This is a genomic window from Christiangramia fulva (assembly GCF_003024155.1).
Taxonomy (GTDB): Bacteria; Bacteroidota; Bacteroidia; order Flavobacteriales; family Flavobacteriaceae; genus Christiangramia; species Christiangramia fulva.
The window spans coordinates 4,009,767-4,031,914 of sequence record NZ_CP028136.1; the positions used below are offsets into that span (position 1 = coordinate 4,009,767).

19 protein-coding genes are annotated in these 22,148 nt (G+C 40.5%); all 19 read right to left on the reverse strand.

Annotated features, from left to right (window positions below; genetic code table 11):
• Nucleotides 1-132 precede the first annotated feature (132 nt).
• The 19 genes from C7S20_RS17885 to C7S20_RS17975 all read right to left on the reverse strand — a co-directional run bounded on the left by C7S20_RS17885 (nt 133) and on the right by C7S20_RS17975 (nt 22,141).
• Complete coding sequence (locus C7S20_RS17885) at nt 133-1,656, reverse strand: carbon-nitrogen hydrolase family protein (RefSeq protein ID WP_107014310.1); 1,524 nt, start codon at nt 1,654-1,656, stop codon at nt 133-135.
• 76 nt (nt 1,657-1,732) lie between these two features.
• A complete protein-coding gene (locus C7S20_RS17890) occupies nt 1,733-2,365 on the reverse strand; it encodes a response regulator transcription factor (RefSeq protein WP_107013742.1) in 633 nt (210 codons plus the stop codon).
• Nucleotides 2,340-3,146, reverse strand: coding sequence for a sensor histidine kinase (locus C7S20_RS17895; protein ID WP_107013743.1), 807 nt, complete (start codon nt 3,144-3,146; stop codon nt 2,340-2,342). The genes C7S20_RS17890 and C7S20_RS17895 overlap by 26 nt, the downstream gene beginning before the upstream one ends.
• Nucleotides 3,147-3,256: 110 nt before the next feature.
• On the reverse strand, nt 3,257-3,985 hold the full coding sequence (locus tag C7S20_RS17900) for a hypothetical protein (RefSeq protein WP_107013744.1): 729 nt from the start codon (nt 3,983-3,985) through the stop codon (nt 3,257-3,259).
• Nucleotides 3,986-3,996: 11 nt separating this feature from the next.
• Nucleotides 3,997-4,371, reverse strand: coding sequence for a hypothetical protein (locus tag C7S20_RS17905; protein ID WP_107013745.1), 375 nt, complete (start codon nt 4,369-4,371; stop codon nt 3,997-3,999).
• Nucleotides 4,372-4,614: 243 nt separating this feature from the next.
• The gene (locus tag C7S20_RS17910) at nt 4,615-5,475 is read right to left on the reverse strand and encodes a 5-oxoprolinase subunit C family protein (protein WP_107014311.1); all 861 of its coding nucleotides are present in this window, start codon (nt 5,473-5,475) and stop codon (nt 4,615-4,617) included.
• Entirely contained in the window at nt 5,465-6,196 is a 732-nt protein-coding gene (gene pxpB / locus C7S20_RS17915) for a 5-oxoprolinase subunit PxpB (RefSeq protein WP_107013746.1), read from the reverse strand. The genes C7S20_RS17910 and pxpB overlap by 11 nt, the downstream gene beginning before the upstream one ends.
• Nucleotides 6,196-6,936: a 5-oxoprolinase subunit PxpA gene (pxpA, locus tag C7S20_RS17920; protein WP_107014312.1), complete on the reverse strand. Its 741-nt coding sequence runs from the start codon at nt 6,934-6,936 to the stop codon at nt 6,196-6,198. Before pxpA ends, pxpB begins: the two co-directional genes overlap by 1 nt.
• Complete coding sequence (locus C7S20_RS17925; RefSeq protein WP_107013747.1) at nt 6,936-8,156, reverse strand: Nramp family divalent metal transporter; 1,221 nt, start codon at nt 8,154-8,156, stop codon at nt 6,936-6,938. Before C7S20_RS17925 ends, pxpA begins: the two co-directional genes overlap by 1 nt.
• The gene (locus C7S20_RS17930) at nt 8,153-9,316 is read right to left on the reverse strand and encodes a DUF2891 domain-containing protein (RefSeq protein WP_107013748.1); all 1,164 of its coding nucleotides are present in this window, start codon (nt 9,314-9,316) and stop codon (nt 8,153-8,155) included. Before C7S20_RS17930 ends, C7S20_RS17925 begins: the two co-directional genes overlap by 4 nt.
• Before the next feature lie 110 nt (nt 9,317-9,426).
• Nucleotides 9,427-10,965 carry a YifB family Mg chelatase-like AAA ATPase gene (locus C7S20_RS17935; RefSeq protein WP_107013749.1) on the reverse strand — a complete coding sequence of 513 codons (1,539 nt, stop codon included), beginning with the start codon at nt 10,963-10,965 and terminating at the stop codon, nt 9,427-9,429.
• A gap of 185 nt (nt 10,966-11,150) precedes the next feature.
• Complete coding sequence (locus C7S20_RS17940) at nt 11,151-12,008, reverse strand: N-acetylglucosamine kinase (RefSeq protein ID WP_107013750.1); 858 nt, start codon at nt 12,006-12,008, stop codon at nt 11,151-11,153.
• A 94-nt stretch (nt 12,009-12,102) separates the two neighbouring features.
• Nucleotides 12,103-13,101, reverse strand: coding sequence for a type I glyceraldehyde-3-phosphate dehydrogenase (gene gap / locus C7S20_RS17945; RefSeq protein WP_107013751.1), 999 nt, complete (start codon nt 13,099-13,101; stop codon nt 12,103-12,105).
• 16 nt (nt 13,102-13,117) lie between these two features.
• Nucleotides 13,118-14,104: a 6-phosphofructokinase gene (gene pfkA, locus C7S20_RS17950; protein WP_107013752.1), complete on the reverse strand. Its 987-nt coding sequence runs from the start codon at nt 14,102-14,104 to the stop codon at nt 13,118-13,120.
• Nucleotides 14,105-14,230: 126 nt separating this feature from the next.
• Nucleotides 14,231-15,670, reverse strand: a complete 1,440-nt coding sequence (locus C7S20_RS17955; RefSeq protein ID WP_107014313.1) for an alpha-amylase family glycosyl hydrolase — start codon at nt 15,668-15,670, stop codon at nt 14,231-14,233.
• Between the two features lie 19 nt (nt 15,671-15,689).
• Nucleotides 15,690-17,528 (reverse strand): glycoside hydrolase family 13 protein, encoded by a 1,839-nt coding sequence (locus tag C7S20_RS17960; protein ID WP_107013753.1) that lies wholly within the window; start codon nt 17,526-17,528, stop codon nt 15,690-15,692.
• A gap of 134 nt (nt 17,529-17,662) precedes the next feature.
• Entirely contained in the window at nt 17,663-19,969 is a 2,307-nt protein-coding gene (locus C7S20_RS17965; protein WP_107013754.1) for a glycoside hydrolase family 65 protein, read from the reverse strand.
• Nucleotides 19,966-20,634, reverse strand: a complete 669-nt coding sequence (pgmB, locus tag C7S20_RS17970) for a beta-phosphoglucomutase (RefSeq protein ID WP_107013755.1) — start codon at nt 20,632-20,634, stop codon at nt 19,966-19,968. Before pgmB ends, C7S20_RS17965 begins: the two co-directional genes overlap by 4 nt.
• Nucleotides 20,621-22,141 carry an MFS transporter gene (locus C7S20_RS17975; RefSeq protein ID WP_107013756.1) on the reverse strand — a complete coding sequence of 507 codons (1,521 nt, stop codon included), beginning with the start codon at nt 22,139-22,141 and terminating at the stop codon, nt 20,621-20,623. Before C7S20_RS17975 ends, pgmB begins: the two co-directional genes overlap by 14 nt.
• Nucleotides 22,142-22,148 lie beyond the last annotated feature (7 nt).

Consider the following 22,148-nt stretch of genomic DNA (forward strand, 5'->3'; position numbering starts at 1 on the left):
CGTTTTTTGAGTGGCATTTTTTGAAAAGCCTTATTTTAAAAGACTTTCCTTGGGATTTTAATAATTTTAATCCCAAATAAGGCTAATATGATAAAAATAGGCCTGCAACAAAGCTGCACGGCTATTTTGGGATTATTTCTTCTTTTTTAGAGAATACAGATCCATTCTGCGATCTTTCATATTTCGAACACTTCCGAAATTGTGAAGTTCCTTGAGAAGATCAAGATCTACATCCACCAGCAAGGTACTTTCGGTATTTGGAGTTGCTTCAGCTTTAATTCCGTTCACTGGAAAGGCAAAATCTGAAGGCGTCAAAACTGCACTCTGAGCATACTGTATATCCATATTATCGACTTTCGGAAGATTTCCCACCGAACCGGCGATTGCCACGTAGCATTCATTTTCAACCGCACGAGCCTGGGCACAGATCTTCACCCGGGAATAACCATTCTGAGTATCGGTCATAAAAGGAACAAAAAGAATGTTCATTCCCTCTTCCGCCAAAATTCTCGAGGCCTCGGGAAATTCCACATCATAACATATCAAAACACCTATTTTTCCGCAGTCGGTATCAAAGGTTTGCAGTTTATTGCCACCTTTCATTCCCCAAAAGGATTCTTCGGAAGGTGTAATATGTAATTTTTCGTACCGCTCATAACTTCCATCGCGACGGCACAGAAATCCCACGTTATACATATGCTCACCAACCAGCTGGGGCATACTGCCCGTAATAATGTTAATGTTATATTTAATGGCAAAATCACGGAAAGTTTCCAGCAGCCTGTCGGTATATTCCGAAAGCCCACGTATGGCCTCTACCTCATTCAAATGGTTGAACTGCGCCATCAACGGGGCGTTGAACAATTCCGGAAAGAGAATAAAATCGCTTTGATAATCGCTTATCGCATCTACGAAAAATTCGATTTGAGAAACCAGGGCCTCATAATTCTTAAAAAGACGCATCTGCCACTGAACAAGACCCAGCCGAACTACGGTTTTGGTAGTTTTCACCAGATTTTGCGGCTTTGTATAATAAATATTGTTCCACTCCATTAAAGTGGCGAATTCTTTACTTTCATGGTCGCCGGGAAGATAACCCCTAATGACCTTCTTCACATGAAAATCGTTAGAAAGCTGAAAGGAAAGAACAGGATCATGTATTTCCTGTAATTTTACTTTTTCGATATATTTTTTAGGAGTAAGCTCTTTTGAATACTTCGAATAATTCGGGATACGTCCTCCAAAAATTATGGATTTCAAATTAAGATGTTCGCAAAGCTCTTTTCTGGCTTCGTAAAGACGACGGCCAAGACGCATTCCCCGATAATCGGGATGAATAAAAACATCAATTCCGTAGAGCACATCGCCATTTTTGGTATGTGTAGAGAAATTTTCGCCCCCGAGGATGGAATCATAGGTATGATCATCTTCAAACTGATCATAATCTACAATGATGGAAAGTGCGCAGCCGGCAATTTTATTGTCGATCACTATACACAATTGCCCTTCCGGAAACTTATCAATTAAGGTTTTAATTTCCCCTTTGGTCCAGTATTCATGAGGCATGGTATGATAACTCCTGATCATGGACTCTTTAAGTTCCTGATAATCTTTAACTTTTAAATTTCTTAATTCTATTTTAGCTGAATCGATCAAATCTTTCTTTTTAGACTGCAAAGATACAGCAGTAGAGGCATGTAAGAAAAAAGCAAATCTTAAATTAAGTATAAGGTCAGATTTTGAAGATACCTTCTTTAATGGCAAACATTACCAGGCCGACCCTGGTTTTCACCCGAAGTTTCGCAAAAATACTCTCCCGGTAGCCGTCGATGGTTTTCGGACTAAGATTCATTTCTTCTGCGATCTCTTTGTAAGTATTCTCACTACACGCATATTGAACAAATTCAAGTTCCCGGCCGGTAAGGCTTTCATATTTCTCCTTTTGCTCCCCATGGTTTAAAGCTTCTGAAATTGTTTGATTTGAATAATATCCATATTCCATGATTGAATTCAGGGCATGTTCAAATTCATCAGGATCAATATCTTTGAGAAGGTAGCCACGACAACCAAGCTTTAGCATTTTTATTATGGTATCCTCTTCCTGATCAACCGTTAATGCCAGCACTTTTTGATCTGGTTTGTTTTGCTTAAGCCATGACATGGTTTCCAAGCCATCCATTACCGGCATACGCATGTCAAGAAGGATAATATCAGGTTCGGTATTGTTTTGTTGGAAGTATTCAACAAGTTCTTCTCCATTTTTAAAAACGTCTATAACTTCGAATCCTTCAAAAGAATTCACTAGAACCTGTAGAGATTGGGCAAAAAGTTTGTGATCGTCAACGATGATGATCGACTGGTTCATAAAGCTTAGTATTGGTTGGGCAGCATAAATATAGTGAAGTTCCTTTATTTACAGATGATTCCAATGAAAAATCGGCATTAATCATTTTAGCCCGACTTTCCATATTAAGTAGACCGGCACCTTTTTTTGCCTTTTCCAATTCATAACCTTTGCCATTATCGACAGCGGTTATTTCTAAATATTCAGGAGAATACCTGAATTTCACTTTGAGGGTGGTAGCTCCTGAATGCTTGATAACGTTAGAGAAAAACTCCTGCAGGATGCGAAAAAGGATTATCTTATATTCGGGCTTCACGAAACTCTTTTCGCCTTCAATTACCAAGGAAGCTTCCAAAACCTCCAGGCGGTTAAAACGATCGATTTCATTTTGTACAGAAGCCTCTAAGCCTTTATCGTCGATAACTTCATTATTTAAAGACCGGGAAAGGGCCCTTACCTCTTCTAATGAATCCTTAACAAGTGTTTGAACTTCTTTAAACTCAGTTTGATTTTCTTCTTCAATCTTTCGATCCAGTATTTTCATCTGCATACTGGCTACAGAAAGCAACTGCCCGATATTATCGTGTAATTCCCAGCTTACGTTTTTAAGCGTTTCTTCCTGGATTTCAACACGGGCATTAGAAAGTTCTTCTTTAAATTTTTGTTCAGCTTCAAATTTTTCCTGAAGAATTTTATTCTTTCTGCGCTGATAGGTAATAAAGAAAATAACTGTAAATCCGGCGAGGAAAAAAATCACCAGGATAAAATAGACAAGCAACAGTATTTCTTCCTTTTTAAGCATTCTTATGCATTAATAGATTTAACAAGTTTAGTAAATTTACAGTCATAACATCTGGGAGCATTTTCAGAATATTTCCAAGCCTATTATTGAAAGCCAATTTAAGCCGGCACTCATACAACATAACCTTCTTTTTCGCGGGATCTCATTTCGACTAAAAATCCTAATACAAATACCGAATACATGAAGAAATTAAGTATGCCTAAAGTCATTAAATATATTTTCACAAATTGAGGAGAAGAGTTCATAATATTTAATTTGTTGTAAATAAACATGGGTGTAAAGACCAAATGCCAGATAAGCGCTCCAACAGCCACATAAAAAGAAAGTGATTTGAAAAAATATAAAATCGTTTCGCTGGTGAGCATTTCAATTAGGTAACAGGCAATGGTTATTGACAACAAAATTGAGCCTGCCAAAGGAGTAAAAGCGGCATAAGCTGTGAAAAATTCTCCTGAAAATATAAGGTACAATAGAGAGGATAGAAAAAAAACAACCGCTGCCCAGGTTAGGATTTTACGAAGTTTAGAAGATCGTATCTGGAAAATAAAAAACTGAAGATAGACCAGTACCGCAAAAGGCTTTACCGCATTGAACAACCAGTAATTACGCTCAAAAACAGTGCCTTTGGTAAAACCGAAAATTTGGTAGTCACTGTAATAAGCAACGGCCACGTAATATCCAAGGACATCTATCAGGAACATCGCGCATAAATAAAAAATAAAGATTTTTTTATAAAGCGGAATATTCTTCACCCGCCTGAAATAAATAAAAGCAGCAAGAGCGGCTAAAAATTCCCACAATACACCGCGAAATAAAGAATTAATGAAGAATTCAAGCATTCGGTAAAACTCTAATAAGTGGTTGGAGGAACACCGCCACTGGATTCGTTGAGGGGCTCGATATCGTAATTGTTTTCAGTAGTTGTAGGTGAATTCGTTACGTCTTTGGTTGGAGCGAGAAAAATAGTGCTATAACTTTTTTCCCTGTTGTTTTTTCCAGGTGGATAGGCACCAAAATAGACCCGAATACCGGGATTCACCACCTTCTGCTTTTCAGATTCTTCCCGAACATAATTTATGTACTCCTGAAGTTCATCCAGGCTAAACCAGAATTCCCTGGTATCCTGGTAACCCTGGCCTCTTTCAATTTCCTTTCCACGGGATCTAACCCAGTGATTTTGCAACTCCCTTGCCTGTTCAACGCTAATACATTTTTTTGGTTTCATAATAAGTTGATTAGTTTCAATCTTAAAAATATAATTAATTGTTAAGTTTTTAAGAATAAAAAGTAAAAAAGGGGAAAAATCCCCTTGTATGAAAAGATCCCTCCATCTACATTTGTCTTAGTCATTTTAGTAAAGCTAAAGTGTTTTGGGGCAAAAAAGTGTCAGCTTTGTGGATATAGTTCTGAGTAGGGTCTTTTCTATAGCAAACATGGCGGCACTTTTTTATTTGCCCCTACCCAAACTCTAATAATCTACTTTTTTAAACCGAATTTTTTCGCCAGGCATTTTTTGGGAAAGCACCTGTTTGCCAAATTCACTTAACTGAAGTATGCGAGGATATCCGCCTGTAGTCTGACAATCCTGCATCAAAGCAATGACATTACCTGCCGGAGTGAGTTGAACCGTTCCGGGAAGAACGGGGCCCGTGAGTATAGGCTCAATTTCATTTGAAAATTTTTCAGCAAAACTTATCGCCATCCGGTTGCTCGAAACCTCCAGTGAAAAATAAACTTTGAAAATTTCTTCCTGCTGTTCTTCTGATAATTTATCGAATTCAGGACCGGGAAAAGCATCTATTGATTTGTCAAAAAGATAATTTTCATCAACTTTTATACTCGCATTCGTAGATCTGGTTTTTAGCGGAAATTCGTGAATTTTAAGAAAATAATTTTTCTCAAGTTTAAAATTCCGGGTAATTCCCCTGTACCAGCTTCGGCTATTCATTACTTTTTCTGTATCAAAACCACCGGAAACACCAAGATATGCCCGAAAACCTGATTTTCTTTTTCCAAATTTTAAAACATCCCCGTTTTCAACCTGCAGTAACTCATTTCTTTTTACAGGATTCCCATTTACAGCAGCAGAAAGATCGGCACCACTCAAACAAATATTTATAGCTGTATGGAATTTTAATTGAGGCCCCTGTAAAGTAATTTCCATAACTGCAGCATCAACAGGATTTCCAAGAAGCAGGTTGACAATCTTCGCAGCATATTTATCCATGACACCACTTACAGGAACTCCAAATTCCATAAATCCAAAACGTCCGTTATCCTGAATTGTGGAAAATAATCCGGGTTGTAATATTTCAATTTCAGCTTTCATAATTTTCACTTTTAAACTGAAATTGTCCTGCATTGATCTCTTCTTCCAAAGCAAGATATTCATCCCTGGAAACCGCGTAAAATTTTAAATGATCTCCGGCTGAAAAAGGAGACGGATTTTGAAGTTTTGGGTTGAATAATTTTACCGGTGTTCTGCCTAAAATTTGCCAGCCGCCGGGACTATTTTCGGGATAAATTCCGGTTTGATTTCCACCTATTCCAACCGAACCTTTTTCTACCTGTTTTCGAGGAGAATTTTTCCGCGGAAAATGAAGTTTTTCATCAAGCCCTCCGAGGTATAAAAATCCGGGTAAAAAACCTAAAAAATAAATAAGGTAAACAGGCCGGGTATGGAGCTCAATAATTTCGCTGATACTGATATTTTTTTGCTCAGAAATCAACTGAAGATCGAAACCAAATTCTTCATCATAACATACCGGAACATAAAATAATCTCGAGTTCCCTTTTTTTTCTATTTTAGCAGTCTTCAGAAGTGATTTTAGACGCGAAAACTCACTATAAGCATCCTCTATAGTAGAGTCGTAATTAATTAATAATGAGTTGTATGTATTTAGCACCTCAACTTTTACTTTAAATTCTGAATTTTTGATCAGTCTTTTATAAAACAATACTTTTTCAAGCTGTTCAGAGCTGATCTCAGGTTTAAAATTGATCAAAATAGCCTGCTCCCCCATCGGTACTATTTGAGGATAAACAGGCATTAGGAATTGATAATTGAAATGCCTTCTTCGGCAAATTTTTTATGTAGATATTCAAGAATTTCAACAGCCGAATTCGTATCGCTGTGAATGCAAAAAGTATCGGCTTTACAGTTGATTTTTTCGCCTGAAATTGTGGTGATTTTTTTATCCCGGAACATGGAAAAAACATGCTCAAAAACCTGCTCTTTTTGATCGATTACCGCATTGGGTTTTGACCGCGAAACCAGGCTTAGATCATGCTCATAATTTCTATCACCGAAAACCTCGCAGAACAGTTCATATTTCCCCATGGCATATTCAGAAATTTTAGAATTAAAAGGCACAAAAAGCCTGTAATTTTCTTCTAATAAATCAAGGGCATCGATTACAGTTCTGGCAATATTTTCATCTTTTGCCGCATCATTATAAAGCGCGCCATGAAGTTTTATATGGGAAAGCTTTCCACCTTCAGCTTCTATGATCTGCTTCAATGTGAGCACCTGCGCTTCGATAGAAAGTTTTAGATCTTCATCCGACATCTTCATACTTTTCCGCCCGAAATTTGTTTTATCGGGATAAGAAGGATGAGCACCAATTTCTATTTTATTTTCCATAGCTAACTGTACGGTTCTATGCATGGTATCAAGGTTACCGGCATGGCCACCGCAGGCAATATTACAGGCAGAAATAAGCGGCATTAAATCGGCATCATGTTCTCCGCCTTCACCGAGGTCGCAGTTAATATGTATCTTTTTTTTCATTACCAGTTCTGAATTACGTTCCACACCGATTTAAGCCCAAGGAAAAAAGCCAGGGCAATAACCGCTACTCCCAAAATATTCTGAAAGAGTGTATTTTTATCTTCACCCATCAGAGAACGGCGATTCACTATCCAAAATAAGAAAAATGCCACAATCGGCAGCACCAGACCGTTAGAGATTTGAGCGAAATTGATTATTTGTACAGGTTTCAACCCAATCCCAGAAAAAATGATACCGAGCATCAGAACGATTATCCAGACACTCTTGAACCGACCCGAAGCAAAACCTCCTTTCCACCCTAAACATCCTTTTACCACAAAAGCTGCGGCCAGGGGCGCAGTTATGGCAGAAGTTATTCCAGCAGCAAGCAAGCCGAGAGCAAGGAAATATTTCGCTAAACTCCCAAACAATGGTTCCAGGCCAACAGCAAGGTCAGCCGCATTCTCAATCCCTTGAACATCTGCAGCAGCCGCACAGATCAAAATCGCCATAGATACCAATCCTCCCAGTATGATGGAAAAAACCAGTTCTTTTCTAAGAATTGGCAAATTTTTCCTGCCGTTCCATTTTTCACTTACCAGTGAAGCGTGAAGAAAAAGGTTATAAGGCACCACAGTAGTTCCCACCAGGGCGATAATCGTGAATAAGCCTGCATTAAACTGCTGCGGAATAAAACCTTCAAGAACTTCAGAAAGTTTTGGTCTGGTAAGAAAAGCTGTCACAATAAAGGAAATGCTCATCAGGAAAACAAGAGCAATAAAAGCTTTTTCAATCTTTTTATAGGTTCCCAGCCATAAAAGTAAAAAAGCAAAAAGGCCAATAATAAGGCTCCAGAAATTAAGAGAAAAGTCACCAATGACAATATTTAAACTTCCTGTAATTGCTTCCATTCCTAAAACGGCGCCGGTAATATTTCCTGCTTCGTAGGCAGCATTTCCTATCACTATGGCTGAAAAAATAAGGATCAGAACAGTATTTCTTATCACCGGAGGCTTTAGTTCCTGCCTTATGTTTTCGCTAAGGCTTTTTCCTGTGATCAATCCTAATCGAGCCGACATTTCCTGAAGAATGATACAGGCAATAACAGATATAAGCAGGGCCCACAAAAGGGAATATCCAAAATGAACCCCGGCGAGACTACATACGGTTACTGTACCGGGACCAATAAAAGCTGCAGAAACAAGAATTCCAGGTCCCAGGTTTTTCAGAAAATCCTTCACTCTTTTTCAGGATTTCCCGCCTTCATTAAGGTATAAATCGCGAAAGTTCCCAACCAGTGGCCACCTTCATAACTATCTCCTACTACATTGGGAAAGGATTTTGCAACATGTTTATCGGCAAGATTTTCCAAATGGCCGTATTTTTTAGGATATTCATTGGCCAGCCCGTAAAATACCCAGGCGCGGCTAAAATTAAGGCCGTCAAGGTGCACCAGTTTCCCGTCGGTCCTATCAGAAACTTCCCCTACTTCCATGTCGAAATCTTTATTTTTGAGCTGAGGCATAAAATCTTCCATCCACAGGTTAAAGGCGTTTTTAGGAAGCACTTTCCTCATTATATCAACCTCCTCAAGACAGGGAGAAAGAAAATCATACCCGCTGGGTTCCCAGGAAAGAGGACAATTATCATCTTTCAGATAAAAATCTTCAGCGCGTTTTTTAATGATTTTCATGAATTCTTCATTTCCGACAGTTTTTGCATAATCATAGGCAAAAGAAAGTGCAAAAGCAGTGTTGGTATGTTCCCCAACCCGAATAGGATAATTCAGTTTTGGAAGGAATTCTTCAAAACGCTGCACGATTACCTGAGTTAATGGCTGCAAATTTTGATAGAGTTCCTGGCCCAGGGGATCATCCCAGGTTTTAAGAGCTTCAGCAAGTTTTAACAACCAGGCCCAGCCGTAAGTACGCTCATACGAATCACTCTCTTCCCTTTTAAAATACTTTATTTCGCCCTGAATATTTTCTTCAGAAAGAGAATTTTTTAAAGCTTCCCTTACGGCTTCCTTTTTTTCGATTTCCGGAAAATTCTTTAATAAAGTAATTAAAGACCAATGCGCGTGAACAGAAGAATGCCAGTCAAAACAGCCGTAAAATGCAGGATGAAGTTCATGGGGTTCTCCTATGGCAGCCTTATTTTCCAGCGTCTGGCCGAGTTTATTGGGATATTCGGTATTTATACATTTCAGAGGTAATTCAACCAATTTATTGGCTTCTTCAGTGGTGAGTACCACAGGGTCGATATTTTTCAAACTTTCAGGTATTAAATCCTCAGTAGACACAGAATCGGTGTTATCTGTTGCTTTTTCTATATCTTCAGATCGGTCTCCTTTACAGGAAATAAGTCCGAAAACGACAATTATCAAAATAAGTTTTTTCATTGGTATGGTTGTAAAACCGGAAATTTCCGGAAGTGGTTTTTTAAGGTTCTTCCAAAAATATAAAAAAGCGATAAAAGGATAAGTTAATTAAAACCGAAGATACTTCTGATTTATCCAAACCAGCCCTCACGGTCAAGACTTCTGTACTGAATGGCTTCACCTATATGGTTGCCACAGATATCTTCAGAAGCTTCAAGATCAGCAATAGTGCGGGAAACTTTAAGAATTCGGTCATAAGCCCTTGCAGAAAGATTCAATCTTTCCATAGCAGTTTTCAGCAGATTTTTGCTCGCGTCATCAAGTTTACAACATTTTCTCAGCAATGAAGGTCCCATTTGCGCATTATAGTGAATGTTTTCATGGTTTTCATACCGCTTTGCCTGAATTTCCCTGGCTGCCGTTACCCGCTTCCTGATCTCTATACTATTTTCACCCTTTCTTTCCTCATTAAGCTTATCAAAAGGAACCGGCGTAACTTCAATATGAATATCTATACGGTCCAAAAGCGGGCCACTAACTTTACTTAAATAGCGCTGCATTTCAGCCGGCGAAGATGTCACCGGCGCCGAAGGATCATTAAAATAGCCTCCCGGGCTCGGATTCATGCTCGCGACCAGCATAAAACTGGAAGGGTAGGTAACACTGAATTTTGCTCTCGAAATGGTCACTTCCCGGTCTTCGAGCGGCTGCCGCATCACTTCCAAAACTCCACGTTTGAATTCCGGGAGTTCATCCAGGAAAAGTACCCCGTTATGAGCCAGCGAAATTTCTCCTGGCTGCGGATATGTACCACCGCCTACAAGGGCTACATCTGAAATTGTATGGTGCGGACTTCGGAAAGGTCGCTGTGCCAGTAAGCCCACATTTTCCCTGATCTTTCCCGCCACACTATGGATCTTGGTGGTTTCGAGAGCTTCCTGTAGAGTCATGGGCGGAAGAATACTGGGCAAACGTTTGGCCAACATTGTTTTTCCTGCTCCCGGTGGCCCGATTAAAATAATATTATGGCCTCCAGCGGCAGCAATTTCCATACATCTTTTTATAGATTCCTGGCCTTTTACATCTGAAAAATCATTATCAAGGTTGTCTAGGTTATTATAGAAAGATTCCCGGGTATTTATTTCGGTTCGTTCCAGGGCCACTCCTTTATCAAAAAAATCGGTCACCTGGGTGATATTCCTTATCCCATAAACCTCAAGATCTTTGACAATTGCGGCTTCACGCGCGTTCTGTTCCGGAAGGATAAAGCCTTTGTATCCTTCCTTTTTCGCCTGAATGGCAATGGGCAATGCACCTTTTATGGGTTGTAAGCTTCCGTCAAGGGAAAGTTCCCCCATTATAAGGTAATCTGAAATATTATCGGCATTTATTTGTTGGGAAGCAGCCAGGATTCCGATGGCAAAAGTAAGATCATAGGCAGATCCTTCTTTACGAAGATCGGCAGGCGCCATATTGATAATGATCTTTTTTCCAGGAAGTTTAAAATTGTTGTTCTGAAGAGCAGCGGTAATGCGATAACTCGATTCTTTCACTGCATTGTCTGGCAGGCCCACCAAATGGTAACCAATTCCTGAAGTTACATTCACTTCTACAGTAATCGTTGTGGCTTCAACTCCAAAAACTGCACTCCCATATACCTTTACCAGCATTCAAAATATTTTGAATAAAAGTAGTAATTTTTATAAACGAATATATACCAGGAGGTTAGATTTAAAAATATTTTTTAGATCAGGAGAATTGATCTTCAAATAACGCCCGGAGAGAATTTTTTGGATATAAAAAGAGACCAACTTTGGTTAGATGGTCTCTTTTTTAAAATTTCAGGTATTATAAATTATACCTTAATGATATGTTGCCTGTAATATTCGATAATGCCATCTATAGGTCTTCTTACAAAATTGCCCAATTCGATGCCGTATGGTTGAACCACGGCCTGGATAATGTCCTGACTAAAGTAAGCGATGCTCCCCACAAAATGTACGGGAACCGATCTTACCTGCGGGTAACATAACACACGCGATTGAACAAAATCATACATACCTTCATGCAACAGTTTGTAAAAATAACCGTTGCGTTCATTAGTAAAAATGAATTCAGCGAAATTGGCAAGATATGTATTAGGGTTTTCCCTTCGGTATAGATTCAGTTTTATAACATCAGAATTTACATCAAAGGCCTTTTCAAAACTTTCGGCAATTTCCGGAGGCATTCTTTTATAATAGTAATCCCTGATGAGCCTTTTTCCGAAGTAATTCCCGCTGGCCTCATCCATCAAAGTATATCCCAGGGAATCTACCGCCTGGTGAATCTTCTCTCCGTCAAAAAAGCAACTGTTGGAACCTGTACCGAGGATACATACGATCCCGGGTTCTGTTGTGGCCGCATAAACGGCTGCCACCATGTCTTCCATCACTAAAACTTCTTCTGCATTGGTAAAATATCCGGAAAGAATACTCCTGAGGAGTTCCTTTGGAGTAGGAGTCCCGCAACCGGCACCGTAAAAATGGACCTTTTCTATCTTGTGCTTTACCTCAGCTAAATCGGAGTTTTCAAGCAGTCTTTCCTCTAGCACGGGCTCTTTAAAAACGGCAGGATTAAGTCCCTTGGTCCTGGTTTTTAGAACCTGTTCTCCTTCATGATCCAGAAGTATCCAGTCACATTTCGTGGATCCTCCGTCAGCTATTAAAATCATCTGTAAAGAATTAAAAAGGGCCGGAAGAGACCAAAAACAGATTAAATATAAGTGAACTAATCTTTTTTAATTTCTTCAGGCCCAGAAGTGAAAGTTATAAAGAAGCTACGTGAGCAGCAAGATCGACAAGTTTTGCGGAGTATCCGTATTCATTATCATACCAGGCTACCAACTTAAAGAAATGGTCGTTAAGGGCGATTCCTGCACCTGCATCGAAGTTACTGGTGTGCGGATTAGAAACATAATCCTGGCTTACCACTTCTTCTTCGGTATAAGAAATCACTCCTTTATAGGCACCATCAGCAGCTTTTTTCATTGCAGCTTTAATATCGTCATAAGAAGCAGATTTTTCAGTTCTTACCGTAAGGTCAACCACTGATACATCTGTAGTAGGCACACGAAATGCCATTCCGGTAAGTTTTCCGTCAAGAGCCGGAATTACTTTGGTTACTGCAACTGCCGCACCTGTTGAGGTAGGAATAATATTCGCTAAAGCGCTTCTACCAAGTCTGTAATTCTTTCTTGATGGGGAATCTACGGTAAATTGTGTTGAAGTTGAAGCATGTACTGTTGTCATCAAACCTTCCACGATTCCGAATTCATCATCGATCACTTTTGCAAGTGGTGCAAGACAGTTTGTAGTACATGAGGCGTTAGATACAATATGATCGTCAGCCTTCACTTGTTTATGATTCACTCCCATAACAAACATAGGAGCTGTTTTAGACGGAGCAGAGATCACAACTTTTTTCGCTCCGGCATCAAGGTGAGCTTTTGCTGAATCTTTTTCCTTGAAGATACCGGTACATTCCAATACCACATCAACTCCTGCTTCATCCCATTTAAGGTCGGCGGGATTTTTTTCTGAAGTAACACGGATCTCTTTTCCGTTTACATGCAGTTTTCCATCTTTTACTTCAATGCTTCCATTGAATTTCCCATGTACCGAATCATATTCCAGCATATAAGCAAGATGTTCAACATCCAGCAGGTCGTTTATCGCAACTACTTCTACATTCTCTTGTTGAGCGGCTATACGAAAGGCAATCCTTCCGATACGCCCAAATCCATTAATTCCAATTTTTGTACTCATTTTCTTTGGTTTTTAATTATACCGAAGTGATGTCGGCCACCCTTCGTAATTCATTATCTATTTTAGCATCGTCCTTAATGGCGATTTCAAGGTCTACATGCACCACTTTTTGATGATGTATGCCAACCATAATTTCCGATTTTCCTTTCATAAGTGCCTCCACGGCTCCTACTCCAAGTTTACTTGCCAACACACGGTCAAAACAGCTTGGGGATCCTCCCCGCTGAATATGGCCAAGCACTGAAACCCTTATCTCATATTCATCAAGGTTTTCTTCGATGAATTTTGCCAGTTCAAAGATGTTTTTTCCACTTTTTTCGCCTTCAGCCACCACAATGATACTTGAGGTTTTCCCAGACTTCTTGCTTTTTCGAAGTGAATCTATCAATCTTTCAGCTCCCAGGTTTTCTTCAGGGATGAGAATTTCTTCCGCACCGGCACCTATACCGCTGTTAAGGGCAATATCACCAGCATCTCTTCCCATTACTTCCACTAAAAAGAGGCGGTTATGAGAACTTGCCGTGTCACGTATTTTATCAATTGCCTCAACCACAGTATTTAAGGCGGTATCATATCCAAGAGTAAAATCGGTGCCATTGATATCATTATCTATGGTTGCAGGAATACCCACAATGGGGAAATTATGTTCCTGACTAAAAAGCTGTCCACCGGTAAAGGTACCATCCCCGCCTATAACCACAAGGGCATCAACATTATTAGCAACTAAATTATCATAGGCCTTTTTACGGCCTTTTTTAGTTTTAAATTCCATGGAGCGGGTAGATTTGAGAAAAGTCCCGCCTTTATTTATTATGTTTCTAACCGAACGCGCATCCAGCTTTTCAAAATCGGCTTCAATTAGACCCTGATAGCCTCTGTAAACACCTGTACAATCTAATTTATAAAATGAACAGGCACGTACTACTGCTCGAATTGCAGCGTTCATTCCTGGAGCGTCTCCCCCGGAAGTCAAAACCGCGATGTTTCTTATATTTTCTGCCATTGCTGCCCAAAACTATTTCATTTCAGAACGATAACCTAATTTCGGAAAAAACTAAATCGTTTTCGGTTAATAAGTAATAAAAAAAGCCACAATAATGCGGCTTTTTACAAAATTTTAGGATTTTAATTACTTATTCGTCAATATTTTATATTCCCAGGGCTGAAATTGGATTTCCTGATCGGCCTTTAAACTGAAATCCCCTCTGTTAATATAATCGTTGAAATCTCCTGTAAGATCTACCGTAAATGTCACCGGTTTGGCAGTAAAATTAGCGATATAATAAACCTCATTCCCTTCCTTCGCTCTTTTGAAAGCAAGGATCTTTTCTTCATCTGAAGTTTTTAACCTGGTATAAGAGGCATCGTTCTTACCACCGTTCAATGCCGGATTGGTGTTTTTAAGTTTTCCGAGTTTGACTGCAAGCGGATAAACTTTTCCTTTTGTTTTAGGAATAGTGTCTTTTTCAAAGAATTTCAGCCTTTTGTTCATGTCGTATTCCTGCCCGTTATAGATCAGGGGCATGCCGGGAATGGTATAAGTAAGGGCCAGCATGGTTTCTGAAGCATCGCCCAATCTTTCGGCCACGGTGCCACTCCACGAATTTTCGTCATGATTGGTGACAAAATTCATCAAAATATCATCTTCCTGATAAGTAGAATCTACTTTCTTCATATAATTATCCCAGGTTTTGGCAGTGGCTTTCCCCAGCGCAATGGAATTCATGATATGGTATCCCTCCCAATTGTAACCCATGTCGAAAGCCTGTTCAAAAAGGTCACGGTCTTCAGACTCGGCCAACATGAAAATGGGTTTTATTTTTTTCATCTGTTTTACAGTTTTTTCCCAGAAATCGGTGGGAACATTTCCCGCAACATCACAACGAAAACCATCTATATCGTGATTGATCCAGAACATCATTTCATCACGCATGGCCTCACGCAGCGCGGGATTTTCGTAATTTAGATCAGCAACATCGGTCCAGCCCCATTTTTCCCCGGTTTCCGGATTAATAGGCTCGGTAATTTCTCCATTTTTGTCTTTGGTATAATATTCAGGATGCTCCTTTAGCCAGGGATGATCCCAGCCAGTATGGTTAGCGACCCAGTCGAGAATGACATACATCCCATTCTCATGGGCCGTTTGTACCAGTTCGTCAAAATCTTCGATGGTACCATAATCATCGTTCACCGCCGAATAATCCTGGATCGCATAATAGCTCCCCAGGTACTTTTTCTTCTCTTCAGGATCCTTAATATCTTCAATAGATTTATCGGCAGTAGCTTTCCTCTTTTTCATGGAAATAGGATAAATAGGCATTACCCAAATGATCTTTACCCCGAGGTTTTTAAGCTTTGGAACGTCTTTCGTAAAAGCGTCAAGAGTTCCTTCTGGTGAATAATCGCGAATATTCGCCTCATAGATCACGGCTGTTTCCAGCACATCGTCATTTATTGGCGGAAGACTATCCTGAACCTGTTCCTGTTTTACAGGCTGCTCTTCTTTCTGTTCATTTTTACAGGAAGTAATCAAACTCACCATAAAAAGAAATAAAATCAGTTTCTTCATCATATTTAAGTTTTAATGATTAATTCAGTTCAATGACCATAGATTTATTTCCACCAATGCTGAGTTTGTCTTTTAGTTCCATGGATTTTCCCGAAATGATCTCCTTGCCGGAAATATGGTTTTTTAAGCCTTCGCTATATTTTGACAGGTTTAGCACCTGCTCGTCGGGATTATTATTGATCACTACCATTACTCTTTGGTCTTCATTATACCTAAAATACACATAAACATTGTTTTCAGGCAAATACTGAAGTAATTTCCCAAAATGCAGCACCGGCTGGTCCTTCCGGTAATTCAGGAGCTTTTTTGTAAACGAGTAATATTCCTGCTGCTTCGCACTCCTTTCAGCTTTTAAAAAAGCCGATTGTTCGTCACTTTCCCAGCCTCCGGGAAAATCCCTGCGAATATCGCCATCGCCTTTGCCTTTATCGCCGCGCATTCCTATTTCGCTTCCGTAATAAAGCTGCGGAATTCCCCGCGTGGTAAGGATCAGCGTCATCGCAAGTTTATATTTGTCTACATCACCGTCATAGATCTCATTGAAACGGTTGGTATCGTGATTTTCTATAAAAACCAGTAAATTATTAATATTTGTATATAAAAAATCATTTACGAAATTGTCATAAGCCTTCACCATTCCCTCACCCCAGTTTTGCTCTTCTTCATTAAACATGGTCCCAATGGCATCGTGAAGGGTAAAATCCATCACCGAGGGCAAATAAGAATTGAAACTCTGGATCGCACCAATCCTACTGTCTTTTTGCCAGTACGAGATCTGCGCCTGGTCGTGCATCCATACTTCGCCTACAATATTGAAATGGGGATATTCATCCATTATCGCTTTAGTCCATTTGGCGATTCCATCTTTGTCGTTATATGAATACGTATCCACTCGGAAACCGTCAAGCCCTGCATATTCTATCCACCAGATCGCATTTTGGGTAAGATATTTCAGGACCAGCGGATTGCTTTGATTCAGATCAGGCATAGTGCTGGTGAACCAACCGTCAACGCAATACCTCAAATCTCTTTTAGACTTATGCTGATCGTATTGGGTGGTCATGCGATAATTTGAATTTTCGTAACCCGGAAACTGATGGATCCAGTCGTAAGTGGGCAGATCTTTGATCATCCAGTGCTCGGCACCCCAATGATTGGTCACATAATCCATGATAAGCTTCATGTCCCGCTTATGCATTTCATCTGCCAGCCTTCGATAATCTTCATTGCTTCCATAGCGTTTGTCAATATTGTAAGCATCGCTAATGGCATAGGTATGATAGGAATATTGCGGATCGTCGTCTTCGAGAAGCGGCGTGCTCCACAAGGCCGTAATTCCCAGGTCCTCCAGGTAATCAAGATGGTCTATTATTCCCTGAATGTCGCCACCATGACGACCGCCCTGTTTGCTTCGGTTGGCTTTCTCCTGAAGCTCCGGACTGGAATCATTTTCCGGATTTCCATTCGCAAAACGATCGGGCATAATCAGGTAAATCGCATCAGAAGCGTCAAATCCTTCACGTTCTGCGGAATTTTCCTCACGTTCTTTCAATTCATAATTCCGTGAAAATTTCTTTTTTCCGTTTTTGGAAAAATTAAGTTTATATTTTCCGGCTGCAAGATCACCTGAATTGATCGTTACAAAAAGATAATTCGGATTTTCGGTTCTCCGCACGTTCCTGAGAATTACAGGTTCCTCAGCACTTACTTCATACTCGGCGATATCCTTTCCATAGAGCATCACCTGAAGCTCGTCCATTTTCATATCGGTCCACCAGAATGGTGGTTCAATTCTTTCAATCTGTGAAAAACCGTTCAAACTCATCAAAAACAGACTTATAAAAAATAGTCTTTTCATTTTATTAATTTAAGAAAAAGAAGCTGTTGAAAAAAGATCTGAAAATTGCCGTTTTTAAGCCCTAGCTTAAGATTTGGTGAATCTGAACCAATTTCAGCAGGTAAAATCAATTTTTCCAGGCAGCCCTTTTTATTTTAAACACTAACAGGTAAATTAGGCTGTACCTCCACTTTTTTTCCTTTTACCAGGATCTCCAGCGAATCTTCACCTTCCAGGCTGAAATTGGTCTTTTCAGCGGTCACATCAACTTTTAAAATCCTTTCCCTGAAATTCACTTTAAAGGAATAGGCTTTCCAGTTTTCAGGAATTTGCGGATTAAAGGAAAGCTGGTCATCCACCACGCGCATGCCGCCAAAACCTTCCACAATGCTCATCCAGGTACCTGCCATACTGGTAATATGGCAACCCTGCTCCACTTCCTTATTATAATCATCAAGGTCCAGCCTGGATGTTCTCAGGTAAAAATTATAAGCCTGCTCCATTCTACCAAGCAATGCCGCCTGAATGCTATGCACGCAGGGAGAAAGTGAGGATTCGTGAACGGTAATAGGCTCATAGAAATCGAAATGTTTTTCAAGCTCTTCCCTGCTGAAATGATCTTCAAAGAAGTAGAAACCCTGAAGTACATCGGCCTGTTTGATATAACAGGAACGAAGAATACGATCCCAGCTCCATTTCTGATTGATAGGACGCTGTTTTTTGTCAAGTTCGGAGACAGGGATGATCTCTTTGTCTAAAAATCCGTCCTGCTGCAGGAAGACGCCATATTTTTCAGAATATGGAAAATACATGTTTTCGGCCACCTCTTTCCAGTTGGCAAGTTCGCCTTCGTTAAGCGACGTTTTGCCCATCACACGATCATAATCTTCTTTATAGCCATCTTTGACCTTATCGATCATTTCCATGCAATATTCAATACACCACTTCGCGATATAGTTTGTGTACCAGTTGTTATGAACGTTATTCTCATATTCGTTGGGTCCCGTCACTCCCAGAATGACATATTTATTTTTCTGGCTGCTAAAATTCGCACGCTGCTGCCAGAAACGCGCAATTGCGATCATCACTTCCAGCCCTTTTTCAGGGATATAACTGAAGTCACCGGTAAAACGAACATAATTGTAAATGGCAAAAACCATGGCTCCATTCCTGTGAATTTCCTCGAAGGTGATCTCCCATTCGTTATGGCTTTCCTCTCCATTCATGGTCACCATGGGATAAAGAGCTGCTCCCTTGCAAAAACCTAGTTTTTCGGCATTTTCAATAGCCTTATCTAATTGATTGTAGCGATAAGTCAGCAGGTTTCGGGCCACTTTCTGGTCTTTGGTCGCCATATAGAATGGAATACAATAGGCCTCGGTGTCCCAATAGGTGCTTCCGCCGTATTTTTCTCCGGTAAAGCCTTTTGGACCGATATTCAACCTCTCGTCTTTCCCCAAATAGGTTTGATTCAACTGGAAAATGTTGAACCGGATTCCCTGCTGAGCCATGACATCTCCTGAAATGGTAATATCGGCCATTTCCCAGATCTTCGCCCAGGCGTTTTTCTGCTCCAGCTTCAGTTGATCAAAACCTTTTGTTTTGGTTTTTTTCAAAACAGAAGCGGCCGCTGATATCAATTCGTCATTTGGGTGATTCATGTCTGTTACATAGCCCGCATACTTTATAATCGAAGCCGTTTCCCCTTCAGAAACATCCACCGAATAATTGAAGAAGATCCTGTCTTCATCGGTTTTAATTTCAGGTTCTTCGGAAAAAAGGTGTCCATTTTTAAATAGCTCAGACTGCATATAGGTTCCAACATGGAAGCCGGTTTTATGCGTTTTTGAAACCAAAAAACCTTTGTCTTCCCGGATTTTAACTTCGAGGGTTTCCCAAAAACGCTCCTCCCAGTTGGCATCGGTGTTGGTGATGCTGCCGTCCAGATAAGGCTCAAAACGTATGTTGGCAGAAGCATTTATCGGCTTTACTTCGAATTTTATCGCTCCCAGTTCATCATTGACGATGGAAAGAAAACGAATAGCCTTCACCTCAACTTTAATTCCGTTAGGCATAGTAGCTTCAAAGCTTCTGCCCAGCCAGCCTTCCTTCATATCCAGTTCTCTCCTGAAATTTTCTACAGATGTGCATTTATGAAGGTCGAGAGGTGTTTCATTTACATATATATTAATACCAATCCAGTTTGGAGCGTTCAGCACCTTGGCGAAATATTCGGGGTAACCGTTCTTCCACCAGCCCACTTTGGTTTTGTCGGGATAATAAACCCCGCCAATATAGCTACCCTGAAAACTGGGTCCCGAATAGGTTTCTTCAAAATTAGCACGCTGGCCCATAGCCCCGTTCCCAATGCTGAAGAGACTTTCGGAAGATTTCACTTTTCCGGGGTCGAATCCCTCTTCTATGATCGACCATTCATCTGGTTTTATATAATCCTGATTCATTCTTCTTCTTTTCTCAGTAGTTTTTCAATAAAATCTATTTCTATTTTGGTGAAATCGGGGAACACAAAATCGGCTTCATGCAGCACTTGCTTTTCTCCGATTCCAATACTTATCATTTTGCCAATGTTTGCGGCTTCCACTCCTGCTAAAGAATCTTCAAAAACCACGCAGTTTTCCGGTTTTGCGTGAAGCCTTTCCGCAGCGATGAGGAAAACCTCGGGATCGGGTTTGGCTTTACTAACATCGGTCCCATCTACAATCGCATCAAATGTATTGTAAAGGTTGATTTTTTTAAGGATCGTCCTGGCGTTCTTACTGGCAGAGCCGAGGGCGATCGGGATATTTTTTTCTTTCAAGAAATTAAGCACTTTAGGTACACCGGGGAGAATTTCATCTTCTTCCATTTTATCTACATAAGAGAGATAATTTTCATTCTTCAGTGCCATTTGCCTGTTAAATTCTTCTTCAGTAAGCTTCATATTTCCCCAGGTGAGTATCTTGTTCAACGATTCCACCCGGCTAACGCCTTTGAGCTGCTCGTTCTGTTCCTGGGTAAAATCGAAACCAAGGTCATTAGCAAGCTTCCGCCAGGCAAGAAAGTGAAATTTAGCCGTATCTACAATAACTCCGTCGAGATCGAAAATGAAGGCTCTATGGTTGTTCATCAATATTAATTCTTTTATGGGTTTGAACTCTTAGGGTAAGCAGGCCGGCAAGTATCATGGAAAAGCCTCCCACCACCAACGCGTATACAGGTTCGCCATTAAACAACTCTTTAACGAGGAATCCGAGTATGGTTGCCGCCACGATTTGTGGGATCACAATAAAGAAGTTAAAAACTCCCATATAATATCCCATTTTCGCTGAAGGCAAAGCTCCCGAAAGCATGGCATAGGGAATGGAAAGGATACTTGCCCAGGCCACTCCCACGCCTATCATGGCCAGAAGCAAGCCGGTTTTGTCCCCGAGAAAATAGATGGAGATCAATCCGATTCCTCCTACCGATAATGCCAATAAATGCGTCACTTTATTACTGGTTCTGCGTGCCAGTACCGGCAATAAAAATGCCACAGCAGCGGCAACGCCGTTATAGATTGTGAACATTACCGTCACCCAGTCTGCAGCATCATTATATTCAATGGTTGTGGTATCAAATGCGCCAAACACATGACCGGTCACTGCAGGTGTGGTATAAATCCACATTGAAAAAAGGGCAAACCACGAAAAGAATTGTACCCATGCAAGTTGTTTCATCGCAGGGGGCATATTCAGCATATCGGTAATGATAATGGTAAAACCGTTGCGTACTTCCTTTTTCCGAAGTTGTGAAACGATCATAAAGAGAATTCCGGCGACCATTAAACCCACAAATAATATATATAGCTCTTTGGTAAGACCATTTTCATATATTAAAAAGCTGATTACAGCGCCGACCAGGAACATTCCCAGCCCGGTAAGAAACTGGTTGCGGATATTCTTTGTTTTATCAACAACTTCAACCCGCAGCTCTTTTTCCTTTTTTGCGGCTTCTTCAAAAGCCTTCAGTTCTTCCGGAGAATATTCCGAAGAGCGCAAGACCGTCCAGAGAACGGCGCAGAAAAAAACAATTCCGCCTACATAAAAAGACCATTTCACCGAATCTGGGATCACTCCTTCCGGTGCGGTATTGCTTATCCCGAACCAGTTGGTGAACATGTAGGGAAGCAGCGAGCCTACCACGGCGCCAATGCCAATAAAAAAGCTCTGCATGGCAAAACCAAGCGTTCGCTGCCGGTCGGGCAGATTATCTCCCACGAATGCGCGGAAAGGTTCCATGGAGATGTTGATAGATGCATCCATGATCCATAGTGTACCCGCCGCCACCCAGAGAGTTGGGGAATTTGGCATAATGAATAAGGCTATCGAAGACAGGATCGCGCCCGCCAGAAAATAGGGTCTTCTTCTTCCTAATCTCGTCCAGGTACGATCGCTGAAATAACCTATTATTGGCTGAATTACCAAACCGGTAACCGGCGCGGCGATCCAGAGAATTGGAATATCCTCTACTTTCGCTCCAAGGGTTTCAAAAATTCTTGAGGTGTTGGCATTTTGCAGGGCAAAACCAAACTGGATTCCCAGGAAACCGAAACTCATATTCCAGATTTCCCAGAAGCTTAATGTGCGTTTACGCATATCGTAA

Bases quoted from the DNA above. Each gene is read 5' to 3' on its own strand.
- C7S20_RS17890 (WP_107013742.1), bottom strand. From the start codon at position 2,365: ATGAACCAGTCGATCATCATCGTTGACGATCACAAACTTTTTGCCCAA.
- C7S20_RS17895 (WP_107013743.1), bottom strand. From the start codon at position 3,146: ATGCTTAAAAAGGAAGAAATACTGTTGCTTGTCTATTTTATCCTGGTG.
- C7S20_RS17900 (WP_107013744.1), bottom strand. From the start codon at position 3,985: ATGCTTGAATTCTTCATTAATTCTTTATTTCGCGGTGTATTGTGGGAA.
- C7S20_RS17905 (WP_107013745.1), bottom strand. From the start codon at position 4,371: ATGAAACCAAAAAAATGTATTAGCGTTGAACAGGCAAGGGAGTTGCAA.
- C7S20_RS17910 (WP_107014311.1), bottom strand. From the start codon at position 5,475: ATGAAAGCTGAAATTGAAATATTACAACCCGGATTATTTTCCACAATT.
- pxpB (WP_107013746.1), bottom strand. From the start codon at position 6,196: ATGCCTGTTTATCCTCAAATAGTACCGATGGGGGAGCAGGCTATTTTG.
- pxpA (WP_107014312.1), bottom strand. From the start codon at position 6,936: ATGAAAAAAAAGATACATATTAACTGCGACCTCGGTGAAGGCGGAGAA.
- C7S20_RS17930 (WP_107013748.1), bottom strand. From the start codon at position 9,316: ATGAAAAAACTTATTTTGATAATTGTCGTTTTCGGACTTATTTCCTGT.
- C7S20_RS17935 (WP_107013749.1), bottom strand. From the start codon at position 10,965: ATGCTGGTAAAGGTATATGGGAGTGCAGTTTTTGGAGTTGAAGCCACA.
- C7S20_RS17940 (WP_107013750.1), bottom strand. From the start codon at position 12,008: ATGATTTTAATAGCTGACGGAGGATCCACGAAATGTGACTGGATACTT.
- gap (WP_107013751.1), bottom strand. From the start codon at position 13,101: ATGAGTACAAAAATTGGAATTAATGGATTTGGGCGTATCGGAAGGATT.
- pfkA (WP_107013752.1), bottom strand. From the start codon at position 14,104: ATGGCAGAAAATATAAGAAACATCGCGGTTTTGACTTCCGGGGGAGAC.
- C7S20_RS17955 (WP_107014313.1), bottom strand. From the start codon at position 15,670: ATGAAGAAACTGATTTTATTTCTTTTTATGGTGAGTTTGATTACTTCC.
- C7S20_RS17960 (WP_107013753.1), bottom strand. From the start codon at position 17,528: ATGAAAAGACTATTTTTTATAAGTCTGTTTTTGATGAGTTTGAACGGT.
- C7S20_RS17965 (WP_107013754.1), bottom strand. From the start codon at position 19,969: ATGAATCAGGATTATATAAAACCAGATGAATGGTCGATCATAGAAGAG.
- pgmB (WP_107013755.1), bottom strand. From the start codon at position 20,634: ATGAACAACCATAGAGCCTTCATTTTCGATCTCGACGGAGTTATTGTA.
- C7S20_RS17975 (WP_107013756.1), bottom strand. From the start codon at position 22,141: ATGCGTAAACGCACATTAAGCTTCTGGGAAATCTGGAATATGAGTTTC.